The 13263-nt window shown below is 60.2% G+C and carries 16 protein-coding genes; 11 read left to right on the forward strand and 5 right to left on the reverse strand.

Annotated features, from left to right (window positions below; genetic code table 11):
* On the forward strand, positions 1-321 hold a 321-nt coding region (locus tag GSQ88_RS26235; RefSeq protein WP_174248125.1), incomplete at its 5' end, for a flavin reductase family protein.
* The gene (locus GSQ88_RS26240; RefSeq protein ID WP_159010666.1) at positions 318-1007 is read left to right on the forward strand and encodes a TetR/AcrR family transcriptional regulator; all 690 of its coding nucleotides are present in this window, start codon (positions 318-320) and stop codon (positions 1005-1007) included. The genes GSQ88_RS26235 and GSQ88_RS26240, both read left to right, overlap by 4 nt.
* A 335-nt stretch (positions 1008-1342) precedes the next feature.
* Here the strand turns inward: GSQ88_RS26240 and GSQ88_RS26245 are convergent, their stop codons facing one another.
* The 3 genes from GSQ88_RS26245 to GSQ88_RS26255 form a co-directional block, all read right to left on the reverse strand.
* Positions 1343-1561, reverse strand: a complete 219-nt coding sequence (locus GSQ88_RS26245) for a DUF6894 family protein (RefSeq protein WP_159010667.1) — start codon at positions 1559-1561, stop codon at positions 1343-1345.
* Between the two features lie 50 nt (positions 1562-1611).
* Positions 1612-1806 carry a hypothetical protein gene (locus tag GSQ88_RS26250; RefSeq protein ID WP_159010668.1) on the reverse strand — a complete coding sequence of 65 codons (195 nt, stop codon included), beginning with the start codon at positions 1804-1806 and terminating at the stop codon, positions 1612-1614.
* Positions 1807-1974: 168 nt separating this feature from the next.
* Positions 1975-2292, reverse strand: a complete 318-nt coding sequence (locus tag GSQ88_RS26255) for an HPF/RaiA family ribosome-associated protein (RefSeq protein ID WP_159010669.1) — start codon at positions 2290-2292, stop codon at positions 1975-1977.
* Between the two features lie 105 nt (positions 2293-2397).
* Here GSQ88_RS26255 and GSQ88_RS26260 point away from each other — a divergent pair, with 105 nt between their 5' ends.
* The 3 genes from GSQ88_RS26260 to GSQ88_RS26270 all read left to right on the forward strand — a co-directional run bounded on the left by GSQ88_RS26260 (position 2398) and on the right by GSQ88_RS26270 (position 4755).
* The gene (locus tag GSQ88_RS26260; RefSeq protein WP_159010670.1) at positions 2398-3150 is read left to right on the forward strand and encodes an SDR family NAD(P)-dependent oxidoreductase; all 753 of its coding nucleotides are present in this window, start codon (positions 2398-2400) and stop codon (positions 3148-3150) included.
* Between the two features lie 113 nt (positions 3151-3263).
* Complete coding sequence (locus GSQ88_RS26265) at positions 3264-4403, forward strand: oxidoreductase (RefSeq protein ID WP_159010671.1); 1140 nt, start codon at positions 3264-3266, stop codon at positions 4401-4403.
* Between the two features lie 127 nt (positions 4404-4530).
* Positions 4531-4755, forward strand: a complete 225-nt coding sequence (locus GSQ88_RS26270; RefSeq protein ID WP_159010672.1) for a hypothetical protein — start codon at positions 4531-4533, stop codon at positions 4753-4755.
* 635 nt (positions 4756-5390) lie between these two features.
* Here GSQ88_RS26270 and GSQ88_RS26275 read toward each other — a convergent pair.
* Together GSQ88_RS26275 and GSQ88_RS26280 are read right to left on the reverse strand one after the other, a co-directional pair.
* Positions 5391-6272, reverse strand: coding sequence for a polysaccharide deacetylase family protein (locus GSQ88_RS26275; RefSeq protein ID WP_159010673.1), 882 nt, complete (start codon positions 6270-6272; stop codon positions 5391-5393).
* Positions 6273-6299: 27 nt separating this feature from the next.
* Positions 6300-7406 (reverse strand): LLM class flavin-dependent oxidoreductase, encoded by a 1107-nt coding sequence (locus GSQ88_RS26280; RefSeq protein ID WP_159010674.1) that lies wholly within the window; start codon positions 7404-7406, stop codon positions 6300-6302.
* Positions 7407-7751: 345 nt separating this feature from the next.
* Here GSQ88_RS26280 and GSQ88_RS26285 point away from each other — a divergent pair, with 345 nt between their 5' ends.
* The 6 genes from GSQ88_RS26285 (at position 7752) to GSQ88_RS26310 (ending at position 13253) form a co-directional block, all read left to right on the forward strand.
* Complete coding sequence (locus tag GSQ88_RS26285) at positions 7752-9005, forward strand: ABC transporter substrate-binding protein (RefSeq protein WP_159010675.1); 1254 nt, start codon at positions 7752-7754, stop codon at positions 9003-9005.
* Positions 9006-9051: 46 nt separating this feature from the next.
* Positions 9052-9936: a branched-chain amino acid ABC transporter permease gene (locus GSQ88_RS26290; protein WP_159010676.1), complete on the forward strand. Its 885-nt coding sequence runs from the start codon at positions 9052-9054 to the stop codon at positions 9934-9936.
* Positions 9937-9938: 2 nt separating this feature from the next.
* Entirely contained in the window at positions 9939-10937 is a 999-nt protein-coding gene (locus GSQ88_RS26295; protein ID WP_159010677.1) for a branched-chain amino acid ABC transporter permease, read from the forward strand.
* Positions 10934-11704, forward strand: a complete 771-nt coding sequence (locus tag GSQ88_RS26300; protein ID WP_159010678.1) for an ABC transporter ATP-binding protein — start codon at positions 10934-10936, stop codon at positions 11702-11704. The genes GSQ88_RS26295 and GSQ88_RS26300 overlap by 4 nt, the downstream gene beginning before the upstream one ends.
* Before the next feature lie 4 nt (positions 11705-11708).
* Positions 11709-12413, forward strand: coding sequence for an ABC transporter ATP-binding protein (locus GSQ88_RS26305; protein ID WP_159010679.1), 705 nt, complete (start codon positions 11709-11711; stop codon positions 12411-12413).
* 180 nt (positions 12414-12593) lie between these two features.
* Complete coding sequence (locus tag GSQ88_RS26310; protein WP_159010680.1) at positions 12594-13253, forward strand: hypothetical protein; 660 nt, start codon at positions 12594-12596, stop codon at positions 13251-13253.
* The last annotated feature ends 10 nt before the right edge of the window (positions 13254-13263 follow it).

A 13263-nucleotide genomic window follows, 5' to 3' on the forward strand; every position in this document is an offset into this window, starting at 1 on the left:
TTCCAGAACGCCAGCCATTTTACCGTCAATGTGCTCGGCGCGTCGCAGCAGGAGCTTTCCAACAAATTCGCAAAATCCTCCAACGACAAATTCGCCGGTGTCGACTGGACGCCGGGACTTGGCGGCGCGCCGGTCCTCGCCAATTGCGTTGCAAGTTTCCAGTGCCGCGCGGCCAACCGCTATTATGGCGGCGACCACATCATTTTTCTGGGCGCGGTCGAGGCCTATGCCTATAACCGGCAGGAGCCGCTATTGTTCGCGCGCGGCGGTTACGGGCGGTTTGCGCCGCCTGAAGGTTCGGGGACCACCACATCGTCATGAACAAGAAAGCATCGCCCAAGCGCGCCCGTACCAAGCAGCGGCGGCTTTCCCCGGACGATCGCCGCAAGGAGTTCGTCGCCAAGGCGACTGAGTTCTTTTCCGAGGAAGGATTTGGCGGCGGCACGCGCGATCTCGCCCGCCGGCTCGGGGTGACGCAGCCGCTGCTGTATCGCTATTTTCCCAGCAAGGACGACCTGATCAAGGAAGTCTATCGCACGGTCTATCTCGAGCCGTTCGATCCTGGCTGGGACAGGCTGCTGGCCGACCGTTCAAGGCCTATTCGCGACCGGCTGCGGGAGTTCTACGGCGCCTATACCGCTGTGATTTTCACCCGCAAATGGCTTCGCATCTATCTCTATTCGGGCCTGAAGGGGCTCGACATCAACCGCTGGTATCTCAGCGTGGTCCGGGACAAGGTCCTGACCCGCATCATCAAGGAATGCCGCCACGAGGCCGGCCTGCCGGCGCAGGGTAAGCCGACCGCGTCCGAACTGGAAATGGCCTGGGTGTTTCACAGCGGCATATTTTATTATGGCGTCCGCAAATACATCTACGAGTCGCCGGTGCTGGTGGAAAAAGAGCAGATGATCAGCGAAGCGCTGGACGCGTTTCTGGCCACCTTCGAGCGGCATTTTGCTGCTGCCGCGCCCGCCGCGCGGCGCACGCCGGTGAAGGTGGTGGGATAAATCCACCTGACCGGCCCGGCTGCGCCGAGCCGCGTAAACGGTGCGGCTGGTACCTCAAGTCGGGGGTGATCAAGCCAAATTGGCAGGCATCGTTAAATTGTAATCGCAAGACTCGATGGTGCAGCGACCATCAAGTACCTGAACTGATCCGTTACTGGTCGGAACATTTTCCACCAACCCAGCATCGTTTGCGCAATCCCAAGCATCGCCCTCGGTTTGAAAGGGCCGGCTTATAGGTTGGCCGCCCCTGAATACGGCGTAGGTCATCATGCTCTACCTTCTGGCGATTAAGTCGCTTGGTTGATGATGGCCGGGATACCGCCGCAGATCATGCATCAGAATCCCGGCTTGGATCGAATCGGTGCCTGAAATATCTCAATGCCTGCGTCGTTCAGAACCGCGACATGCCGCTGGTTGAGCTGCGGGGTATCGATGGCAATCTGGGTCGCAATAAACTTCGCCCTTGCGATCGCGCCCTTGTCATCATTGCAATCCAATCCTAACGAGTCCGCATGTCTGCGCCCATTCCTCACATCAAAATAGTAATGTGGCATGATGCCTCCAATTGAGGGAGGCCCGGCAACGAACCGGACCTCCGTCTCAGTTACTTCTGTTGTTGGCTCTTGGCGTGGGCCTGATCACTTTGCTTGCTTGCGCTCTGGGAGTGTTGCTGAGCACTCTTTGAATGCTCCATTCCCTTCACATGATCGCCTTTGCCATGCTGCTCAGCGGCCGCCCGATGAGACTTCGCCGCATTTTCGTGAAGTTCAGCGGCTTTGTTGTGATCGGTATTTGCCATGTACGGCTCCTACAGTTCAGCTCCCAGGGCGCGACAACACGCCGTTCCCTAAGCCGTTCCTGAAAGTCACGTAATGGTGTCATGAATATTGCAAAAAGTTCCAATGGAAAAATTCCAATTGAAAAATTCCCAATCGAAGAGTTCCGATCGAAACGATTGGGAACGACCTCATGCCGTTAACGCATCGACCTGACGCCGCGCAGCCACGAATGCATCCTTGATGGCCACTTGAGCATATTCGTTCCGTGCGTCGTCGCGCCCTGTGTGGTTCACCACAATGTTCTCGTGTGGTGGAACCGTCAACCAAATGTGGACCTGAAATCCGATGCCGTGGCGGTGGTTGTGACTGGGAGCGATCACCTTCACGCGGCAACCTGTAATGCGTTGGTTATGCGTTTCCAGCCGCTCTATTTCCAACAAGATCTGGTCGCGGGCGGCGTCTGATGAATCCGAGCCTTCGAACGTAATCTGCGGCGCGATTTGCATGTTTTCCATTTGGCGTTAGAGTTTAGATTATGAGCCAATCCCCCTGTGGCAGAATGGTTGCCTGGCGGCGATGCGACAGCGCATTCACATTAAAGGAGAGAAGCGATGGACCTGAAGGGCGTGGTTGCACTGGTGACGGGCGGCAATGGCGGGCTGGGGCAGCGCATCTGCCATGCGCTGGCGCAGGAGGGCGCACATATCGCTGTCGTGTATGCGCGCAGCCGCGACCAAGCGGAAAGCGTCGCCAGTGAACTGGCGTCACGTCATCACATCAAGGCTCAAGCCTTTGCCTGTGACCTCACGGACGGCGCGGCTGTGGATCGGCTGGTCGGCGAGGTGACGAAGGCCTTCGGCCGCCTCGATGTTCTGGTCAATGACGCCGCCTACAACCACGCGATCCCGTTCGACGATCTCGACAATCTGACGCAGGAGGTATGGGACAAGATCATGGCCATCAACCTGACCGGGCCGATGCGCCTGACCAAGGCGGTGGCCCCTGTCATGAAGGTCCAGGGGCAAGGCCGCATCATCAACATCGCTTCGGTCGCGGGGCTCAGCCCAACCGGCTCTTCGATCGCCTATGCCGTGTCGAAGGCGGGGCTCATTCATCTGACGCGCTGCATGGCAGTGGCGCTGGCGCCCGAGACGCTCGTCAACTGCGTGGCGCCGGGTCTGCTGGACGGCACGCGTGCGACGGCCAATCTGCGGTCCGAGCAGATCGAGCGTTCCGCATCGGCCTCGCTGCTGAAGAAACCGGCCGACAAGGACGACTGTGCCGACATGGTGGTCGCGATGTGCCGCACCGAGACCATGACCGGCCAGACCGTCGTCATCGATTCCGGACGCATCTTTCACTAGAGCCTTTTCCGTTCCGATGGAATCGGAACGGGGCTCTCGTCTTTTTGTTTGACGCGTTTTCTTCACGCGAACCGGTACCCACTTCGCTCGAAAACGCTCTGGAGGTTTGTTCGATGGTCGCCTGGTCTTCTTTGCGGTTCAACTGTGGGCAAGAGATCGCAAATCGGTTTGTTGTTGCTCCGCTGACAACCGATTCGTCCCATGAAGATGGGACGGCTCCCGACAACGAACTCGAATTTGTCCAGCGACGTGCCGCCAACGGATTCGGAGCTGTCATTTCCTCCGCGGCTTACGTCGAATACGACGGGCGCTCCTGGCAGGGAATCGGCGCGGCACATGATGGACATCTGTCCAGTCTGCACCGGCTCGCTGATGCGATGCGTGCCGCGGGATCTCTTGCGATACTCCAGATCTATGATGGTGGCCGCATCGCAAGGCCCGAATTAACAGGTGAACGAGGTCTGCGTGCGCCTTCCGCGGTGGCATCGCTGCGTCCCGGAGCCAAGACGCCAAGGGCGATGACATCAGATGAGATTGCAAAGCTGATTGCGAGTTTTGGCGAAGCTGCTTCGCTTGCGCGAAAAGCCGGCTTTGACGGCGTTGAGATTCACGGCGCCAACCACTACGCGGTTCATCAGTTTTTTTCGCCTCGGGCCAATCATCGCGTCGATGATTGGGGAGGCACGATTTCAAAGCGTATGAACTTTGCTCTCGCGGTCGCGCAGGCCGTTCGCGACGCACTCGGTCCGAAGCTGATCGCGGGGTTTCGCGTGACGCCGTTCGAGTCCGAGGCTGACGGTTATACGCTTGAGGACGCCAAACTGCTTTGCAACGAACTTGCCAAATTGGATCTCGACTACATCTCGGTTTCGCTTGATGATTACCGGAAGAGCAAGCCGATGCGAGAGACCCGTGTCTATGATGGGTCGGGCGAGGAGAGTTATACCCCGGCAGAAAGTCCGATCACGGAATTTGCCCGCGTCATCGCGGGCCGCTGTGCGGTCATGGCAAGCGGTGGGATTAAAACATGCATGGATGCCGAGGCGGCGATCGACATGGGAGCCGATCTGGTGGCGGTCGGACGCGCCGTGGTGGTCGATCCGGAGTGGCTTTCCAAAGTCCGAAGCAAGAGCGAAGCATCGATCCTTGCGGGACTGCCGAAAGATGAACGCGAGATCGCCAACGCTCTGAGCATTCCTCCGCGAATGGTCGAATATTTATTGAGCCGTCCAGGTTGGATTCCTCGGCTTTAGCCAGGCACCTTAGGGTGGGTTAGCGGTAGGTGTAACCCAACTAAGGCGGGCGGAAAGAGGGTGGGTTACGGCTGCGCCTAACCCACCCTACGAGCTGCACGCCATATGCCTAGCGGAAGGAGGCTCTATGGCTCTCGACTATCGGCCGGGCATGAAGATGTACCAGGTCATTTGGGAACGCGATGGCGAGCGTATTTTTACATACGCGCTTCACGCTGCCAACGAAGCCGATGCTTGTTCGAGGGCGGAAGCCTCTTTTGTGGAGCATCCAGAGCACGATTTTGATCGCAGCGGAACGACGGTACGAGTTCGTGTTATAACGTTCCCGCTCAGCCTTGATGACGACTACTAGGGCGGGATGACCTTCGAATCGTCATCGCGATCTACGCACCTCCTTGCCGGCGTGATCCCTGATTTGCCCGCCGTGGCAAGCCCCCGAAACAAAAATATTTCTGTTTATCCGAAATGCAAATCACTGTAACAATTCGCTCGTCCCACCCGACAAGAGGGGCGGCTCGCGACGTCACGAACGTGCGGTGGGATGCGGTGGACGTGGAGCGCGCAACTGACGAGGGCGCGCGAGACGGACGGCGAAGTCGTGTGGTCCTGACGCCCCAATGGCAGGTGTCAAGTTCGCAAGGAGCTCACGCTTCTGGCGGGCGACGGTGACAAGCAAGCTCTGGTCTCGCCGGGGAGAGCACGAAATAAGCTGTAAACCATTGCGCAGGGAAGGCCGGACTGCTTCCGCTGAACCTGTATGCTCGTGTGCATCTTCTATTCTACTTTGGCACACGGGACCTCGGGTGCAGCGCGCACCCGGTCTTCCCTGCGCCCCTCTGTCTTCGAGGAGGGTGAAACCAGACGCAAGGCTCGGACAGATCATGTCGCGAGAATGCGGATACATGTCTACGAGTTGTTTGACAATTAAATCAGAAATTATGATCGGGACGTAGCCCGGATGAGCGCAGCGATATCCGGGATGCGAGACTACACCAAGATCTTCGCCATCTCGCCGCGGTACCAGTCGCCGATCTCGCTCGCGGTCATTAGTGCAACGCCGTCATGGCCGATGACGTAGTCGAGCAGCGCCTCCAGATATTTGATGCGATGGGGCACACCGGTGATGTAGGGGTGTATCGAGATCGCCATGATCCGCGCGTTGGTGTCGCCTTCGAGATAGAGCCGGTCGAACTGATCGGTGCAGCGCTTCAGGAATTGTTCCGAGGGCAGATGCTGCAGCGCGTGGATGACGATGTCGTTGGTTTCCACCGAATAGGGTATCGTCGTCATCACGCCGTGTGGTGTTGCGATATCCTGCGGCAGATCGTCGATCACCCAATCGGCCAGATATTCGATGCCGTTGAGGCGCAACAGGTCGATGGTCTCCTCGGTCTCGGTCAGGCCCGGGCTTTCCCAGGAACGCGGCGCCTTGCCTGCAAATGTCGCGATGGTGTCGACCGCGCGCTTGATCGCATCGGCCTGGTTGTCGAGCCTGTGCATCGGGCCCTGGACAAAACCGTGGCCCATGAACTCGAAGCCGGCCTCACGCGCGGCCGAGGCCACGCGCGGATAGGAGTTGCAGACATTGCCGTTGATCGCGAGGGTCACCGGCATGTGGCGGTCGGTCAGCGCCTTGAACTGCCGCCAGAAGCCGGCGCGCATGCCGTATTCGTGCCAGGACCAGTTCGGCACGTCCGGCAACAGCGGCTGCCCCATCGGCGGGCTGAGCACGGTGCGCGGCATCGGGTTTTCGATCCGCCACTCCTCGACATTGAGGATCACCCACACGGCAAGCTTCTTGCCGCCGGGCAGCGTCAGTTTCGGACGGTCGATTTGCGCCTGGTAGGGGATGCGATCGGTAAAAGCCACGGCTAACCTCTTGCAAATAGATACGGGCTATCCCGCAGCGCTGGGTTTGTTCGAGATGCCGGCGTTAACGAGCGGCATCACTTTCTCGGCCATCAGGATCATGGACTGGCGCCCCAACTCAGGATCGGTCCAGTCCTTGCCGGCATAGAGCAGCGTGCCGAACGGGCCGACCTCGTCGTGGAACGCCAGCACCTGATCGGCCACGCTGTCGGGCGTGCCATGGATGATCAGCCTGTCGCAGACCATCTCCAGCGTCACTTCGTCGTCGGGCTGGTCGCGGCGGGTCTTGAACAGTTCGATGCGGCCGTTTCGTTTCAGCTTGGTGAACAGCGAGCGGTAATAATAGACATACGGCCCGTTCGGATCGGTGGCGTAGGCTTTCGCGGTCGCCGCATCCTTGGCGACGAACACACTCTTGGCGACGCGCCAGTTCGAAGGGTCCGCAGGCCGGCCGCCGCGCTTGCAACCCTCGACATATCTAGGCCAATGGCTCTTGACCCAGGCCGGCATCAGGAAGTTGGCCGAGATCGGATCCCAGCCGCGCGCGGCCGCTTCCTCGACGCCCTTCGAGAAGGGTGCCACCGCGGTCACCACGATCGGCGGATGCGGTCGCTGCAACGGCTTGGCGATAAAGCCCTGGCCGATGTCCTCGATCAGCGTCTTTTGGGTCGTGACGTTCCAGTATTTTCCGTTGATATTGTAGGGCGGCTCGCTGGCCCAGATTTCCAGCACCTGATTGATCGCTTCCAGAAACATCTCGTTGCGGTTGGCAGCGAGATTGCCGAACAACTCGGCATCCGACAACAATCCGCCGGGGCTGATCCCGAAGATCAGGCGCCCGTCGAGCATGTGATCGAGCATTGCCAGGCTCGCCGCGATGGCCGCGGGGTGGCTGTTCGGCATGTTGATGGTGCCGGTACCCAATCTTATCCGCTTGGTGGCGGCGGCGACCCAGGCCAGGAATGCGATACAGGAGGTGATGTTCTCGGCCTTGTCGGTGGCATGCTCCCCGACATAGGCTTCGGTAAAGCCGAGTTCGTCGGCCAGCACGAAGGCTTCACGGTCTTCCTTCAGGGACTTTCGCCAATCCTTGTCGAGCGGATGGATCGGCATCGTGAAGAAACCGAGGTTCATGTGCGTGCCTCTCCCGGCGGGCGTCTTCTTCTCCGAACCGAACGGTCCGCTCGCGCCATTATGCCACGCCCCAAAGTCTGGTGTCTTTCGAAATAATCGCTCGATAAACAAACTTGACCTTTGGGAGTCCCCACCTTCTAATCCCTCAAAAAATTCGCCACAACCGGCCCGGGAGGTCGCATCCGATGGGAGGTCGCATCCAACCAATGTCCGGCTTTTGCCCATCACCGGGATTCCCCTGACGCCGCAGCTCATCCTTTCGACGTGAGAGCGCATTTGAGCGGGGACGGCCCAAATAAAATCACCTATAGATACCCCAAAATATAAGGTTCTCGGGAGGATACCATGACGAGGCGCATCACCACATCCGGATCGATTTCCCGCCGCCGCCTGCTCGCGACGGCCGGCGCGGGGGCGGCACTGGCCGCCTCGCCGTTTCGCATCAATCTGTTGCAGGCGCAGGAAGCCAACATAAAGATCGGCTTTCCGGTACCGCTGACCGGACCCTACGGGGCGGAAGCCCAGGATCAAGTGCGCGCCGCGCAGCTCGCCATCGCCCAGTTCAACGACGGTGGCGGCCTCAATGGACGCAAGGCCGAACTGGTGGTGCGCGACGACAAGCTCAACGCCGGTGAAGCCGCGACGCGCTCGCTCGAACTGGTCGAACAGGAGAAGGTCAATTTCGTCGTCGGCAGTCTTTCTGCCGCGGTGCAGCTTGCGATCAACAACGTCACCAAAGAGCGCGGCATCATCTTCAATTCGATCAGCCAGTCCGACGCCATCAACGAAGCCAAGGATTTCAGCAAATACACCTTCCACGAGGCGCTGAACCCGCACATGACCGCGGGCGCGGTCGGCCGCTACGCCTTTCCGAAATTCGGCAAGAAGGTCGCGTTCCTGACCGCGGACTATGCTTACGGCACGGAGATGCTGCGTGGTTTCCTCGAAGCCGGCAAGGCCTTCAACATCGAGAATCTCGGCGACGTCCGTCACCCGATCGGCGCCACCGACTTCTCGACATTGCTGCCGCGGCTGCAGTCGCTGAAGCCCGATATCCTGTGCATCTGCAATTTTGGGCGCGATCAGCAGATTGCGCTGAAGCAGGCGACCGATTTCGGCATCAAGAAGACGACCCAGATCATCGCGCCGCTGTTGTCGCATGCCAGCCGCGTCGCGGCAGGGCCGCAGGCGTTCGACGGTGTGATCGGCGGATGTTCGTTCTATTGGGGCCTCGAGGACAAATTCGCGTCCACCAAGGCGTTCAATGCGGCGTTCAGCAAAATGTACGACGGCAAATTACCGACCGACTACGGCGCGCTCGGCTATGGCGGCGTCCGCACCGTGCTCGAGGCCGTCAAGACTGCCGGCAGCGTCGATACCGACAAGGTGATCGTGGCGCTGGAGGCGCTGAAATACGATGACTACAAGGGACCGCAATATTACCGGAAATGCGATCATCAATCGGTGCAGTCCGTGCTGGTCATCAAGTCGAAGTCGAAGGATATGAAGAACGAGTCCGACGTGTTCGAGATCATCGGCACCGAGGAGCCCAATGAGGCCAATCTGCGTAGCTGCGAAGAACTCGGTCACAAGGCCTGAGGTGGCGGATGAGGCGTGTTGAGGAAGCGCGTGGTTGGCTTAGGCTATGACGGGTCTTAGTTTCGATCTCATCGCATTGCAGTTGTTTGCCGGCCTCGCGCTCGGCGCGATCTATGTGCTGTTCGCGATCGGGCTTTCCCTGATCTTCGGCATGCTGACCGTGGTCAACTTTGCCCATGGCGCGTTTTATATGGTCGGGGCCTATGTCGGGCTCTACATCCTGATGCTGGGCGGCAATTTCTGGGTCTGCCTGATCGCGGTGCCGCTGGTCGTCGGCCTGTTCGGCGTCGTGGTCGAACGTTTCCTGATCCGTCCGCTCTATGGCCGGGGCATCGACTATCCGCTGCTGCTGACCTTCGGACTGAGCTACGTGATGGTTGAGCTGGTGCGTATCGCCTTCGGCAAGAGCGGCTATCCGTTCGATACCCCTGAAATCCTGCAAGGCGCGGTCGATATCGGCGTCGGATATTTCCCGCTCTACCGTCTGTTCGTGATTGGCGCGACCGCGGTGGTGCTGCTGGCGCTGTGGCTGTTCCTGGAAAAGACCAGTTTTGGCCTGATCATTCGCGCCGGCGCGCGCGATCCGCAGATCGTCCGCGTGCTCGGTGTCAATGTCGCGCAAGTCTGGCTGATCGTGTTCGGGATCGGAACCGCGATCGCAGGCTTTGCCGGATTGTTGGCGGCGCCTTTGCAGGGCGTCATTCCGGAGATGGGCGGCACGATCCTGGCCGAGGCCTTTGTCGTCACCGTCGTCGGCGGCATGGGATCGATCGGCGGCGCCGTGCTGGCCGGCCTTCTGGTCGGCGTGGTCGTCAGCATGACGTCGCTGTTTGCGCCCGAGATGGCCAAGGTCTCGATCTTCGCGTTGATGGCGGTCGTTCTGATCGTCCGGCCGCAGGGATTTTTCGGCCGTGCCGGGTTGATGAGTTGAAGATGCAATCCAGCACCAACGAGGTCATCCAGCCCTTGCCGGGGGCGCAGGCGAGCCCCGTGGGCTGGTTCGAATTGGCAAAACTGCATCGCGCCAGCCTCGCGAGCCTGGTGGTTCTGGTGTTTCCGCTGGTGATGCCGTTCACGGCACTCGCCGCCAACATCCTGATCTACGGTCTGTTCGCGCTCGGTTTCAATCTGGTCTACGGCTATCTCGGCCTGCTGTCGTTCGGGCACGCCGCTTTGTTCGGAACCGGCGCCTATTTCTGCGGCATCGCGATCGTGCATCTGGGGTTGCCATGGTATGCGGGGATCGGCCTCGGTGTCGTCGGCGGCCTGTTGATGGCGGCGGTGATCGGCGTGCTCGCCATTCGAACGCGCGGCATTTACTTCGCAATGGTCACGATGGCGTTGTCGCAATGCGCCTATTATTTGTTTTATGAGGCGGTCGACTGGACCGGCGGCGAGAACGGGCTGCGTGGCATCAATATCCACCAGATCAGCGTGTTCGGCCTGAAGCTGGACTTTATCAATCCGCTGACCCGCTATTACGTGATCGCGGCGTTCGTGATAGCAGCCTTCTTCGTGCTGTCGCGGATTCTGGCATCGCCGTTCGGCGCCGTGATCGAGGCGGTGCGCGAGAACGAGGCACGCGCCAGGGCCTCCGGCTACGACGTCACGACGACGCGGTTGATTACGTTCGTGCTGTCAGGCGGGTTTTGCGGCCTTGCCGGCGCGCTGCAGGCGCTTCATTTGTCGATCGTGCCGATCGAGATCCTGCACTACGACACCTCGGGCATCGTGGTGATGATCGCGCTGCTCGGCGGCATGGGCACCTTCTTCGGCCCGATGATCGGGGCTGCGGCGTTCCTGATGCTGGAGAATATTGTGTCGACCTGGACGGTGCATTGGCAGCTCATAGTCGGCGCCGTCTTCATGATTTGCGTGCTGTTCTTCCCGGCCGGCATCTGGGGGACGCTGATCAAGCGCATCAAGCCATGACGGATACCAGCAACCGATCCGCTGAAATCATCCTGCGCACCCATGGTGTCGGCAAGGTGTTCGGCAAGTTCGTCGCCCTGAAGGATATCTCGGCGGAATTTCCCAAGGGGGCGATCACCTCGATCATCGGTCCCAACGGCGCCGGCAAAAGCACCTATTTCAATCTGCTGTCCGGGGCGCTGCGACCGTCCAGCGGCCGTGTCGAGTTCGAGGGCCACGACGTCACCGGATTGCCGCAGCATCGCTTCGCCCACATGGGGGTAGCAAAATCGTTCCAGATCACCAACGTGTTCCCGCAGTTGACCACGCGCGAGAACATTCGCGTTGGATTGCAGGCGCTGGTGTCGCGCTACGATATGTGGCGTCCGCGCGCGCGGCTTCACGAACTGGCCGAGCAGGCCGATGAATTGCTGGCGCTGGTCGGATTGTGGGAGGCGCGCGAGCGAACCGCAAAGACGCTGGCGCATGGCGAGCAGCGCGCGCTCGAGATCGGGATGGCGTTGGCAAGCCGTCCGCGGCTGTTGCTGCTGGATGAACCGACCGCGGGAATGAGCCCGGAAGAAACCCGCACCATGATGGATCTGATCGTCAAGCTCGCCACCGAGCGGACGGTCATCCTGGTCGAGCACAAGATGAAGCTGGTACTCGGGATCAGCGATCGTATCCTGGTGCTGCATCACGGCGAGTTGCTGGCGGAAGGCACGCCCGCGGAGGTTCGCAAGAACGAGGCGGTCAAGCGGGTCTATCTGGGCCAGCGGGAGCACTGAGCGGATGTTGCAGATCAGCAACCTGAACGCCTGGTATGGCGCCAGCCACGCCATCCAGGACATCAATATCGAGGTGGCGAAAGGCGAGATCGTTTGCCTGATCGGCCGCAACGGCGCCGGCAAGACCACGACGCTGAAGTCGATCATGGGCCTGATGGACAAGACGCGCGGCTCGGCTGTGTTCAAGGGCAAGGAATTACTGGACCAGCCGGCGCATGTGCGCTTCGCAATGGGGCTCGCTTACGTGCCGGAAGAGCGCCGGATCGTTCAGGGGCTGTCGGTGCGGGAAAATCTTCGGCTCGGGCTGGTGGCCTCGCCGCAGAAGAAGAAGGAAGCGCAATTGATCGAGGGCATCGCCGAGATTTTTCCGCGGCTGGCCGAGCGCCTCGATCAGGAAGCGGTCACGATGTCCGGCGGCGAACAGCAGATGCTGGCGATCGCGCGCGCCATGATCTCGAAGCCGGACCTCATCATGCTCGACGAGCCCTCCGAAGGGATCATGCCGGTGCTGGTCGACGAAATGTTCGAGCTGTTTCGCTCCATGAAGGCGCAGGGGACCACGGTGCTGCTGGTTGAGCAGAATGTCGAACTGGCGCTGGATATCGCCGATCGCGCCTACGTGCTCGATCAGGGCACGGTGGTTCATCAGGCCACGGCCAAGGAACTGCTCGCCGACGATGCCATCAAGGAACGCTACTGCTCGGTGTGATCGACCGCACAGATGCCTGCCATTGGAGAAAGCTTAGGGCGCCGGAGCCGCGTGCGGCCCGTGCAGTACTTCCGCCCCATTCGAGCCGCAAGAAATAGGCTTATCGATAAGGTTATCGATAGCGGCGCGATTTGCCGGGGATCGGCAGAAGCGCGAATCGATCCATTGAGGTTTTCGAAAATGAAGAGTCTCTGTGCCGCCGTTGTCGCCCTGGTTGCCTTCACCGGCGTGGCTGCGGCGCAATCGCCGGTCGCTGTGGTCGAGGATGTGCAGGGCCAGGTGACCGGCGTCGAGTTCATGGACTATGTTGCGCCCGGAGCGATTATAAAGATGGGGCCGGACGGCAAGGTCGTGCTCGGCTACATGAAATCCTGCCGGCGGGAAACCATCACGGGCGCGGGAACGGTCGTCGTAGGTGCCGCCGAGAGCACCGCTCAGCTCAGCGCGATTGCGGCCGGCAACGTCCAGTGCGATTCCGGCCATTCGCAACTGCTCGATCGGCAAGTCAGGGAAAGTGCCGCATCGGTCATCCGCGGCCTTGGCGATGACGCTTCACCCCAGGTGACGCTCTATGGGCGGTCCCCCGTTGTGGAGGCCACAGGCCGTGGCAAGCTCGTCGTGGAAAGGCTCGATGTGAAGGGTGAACGATACGATGTAAACTTCACGGCGGCTTCTTTGACGCGGGGCAAATTCTATGACTTCGCCAGGACCGGAACTGCCTTGCAGCCGGGTGGGACCTATGCGGCAAGCCTGGGGTCGCAGCGGGTGATTTTCCTGGTCGATCCGGCCGCCGTGCCCGGCTCGAGCCCGATCATCGGCCGTTTGGTGAGTCTGGAATGATCGAGCGCGT

The organism is Bradyrhizobium sp. S69 (genome assembly GCF_009766005.1).
Classification (GTDB): Bacteria; Pseudomonadota; Alphaproteobacteria; order Rhizobiales; family Xanthobacteraceae; genus Bradyrhizobium.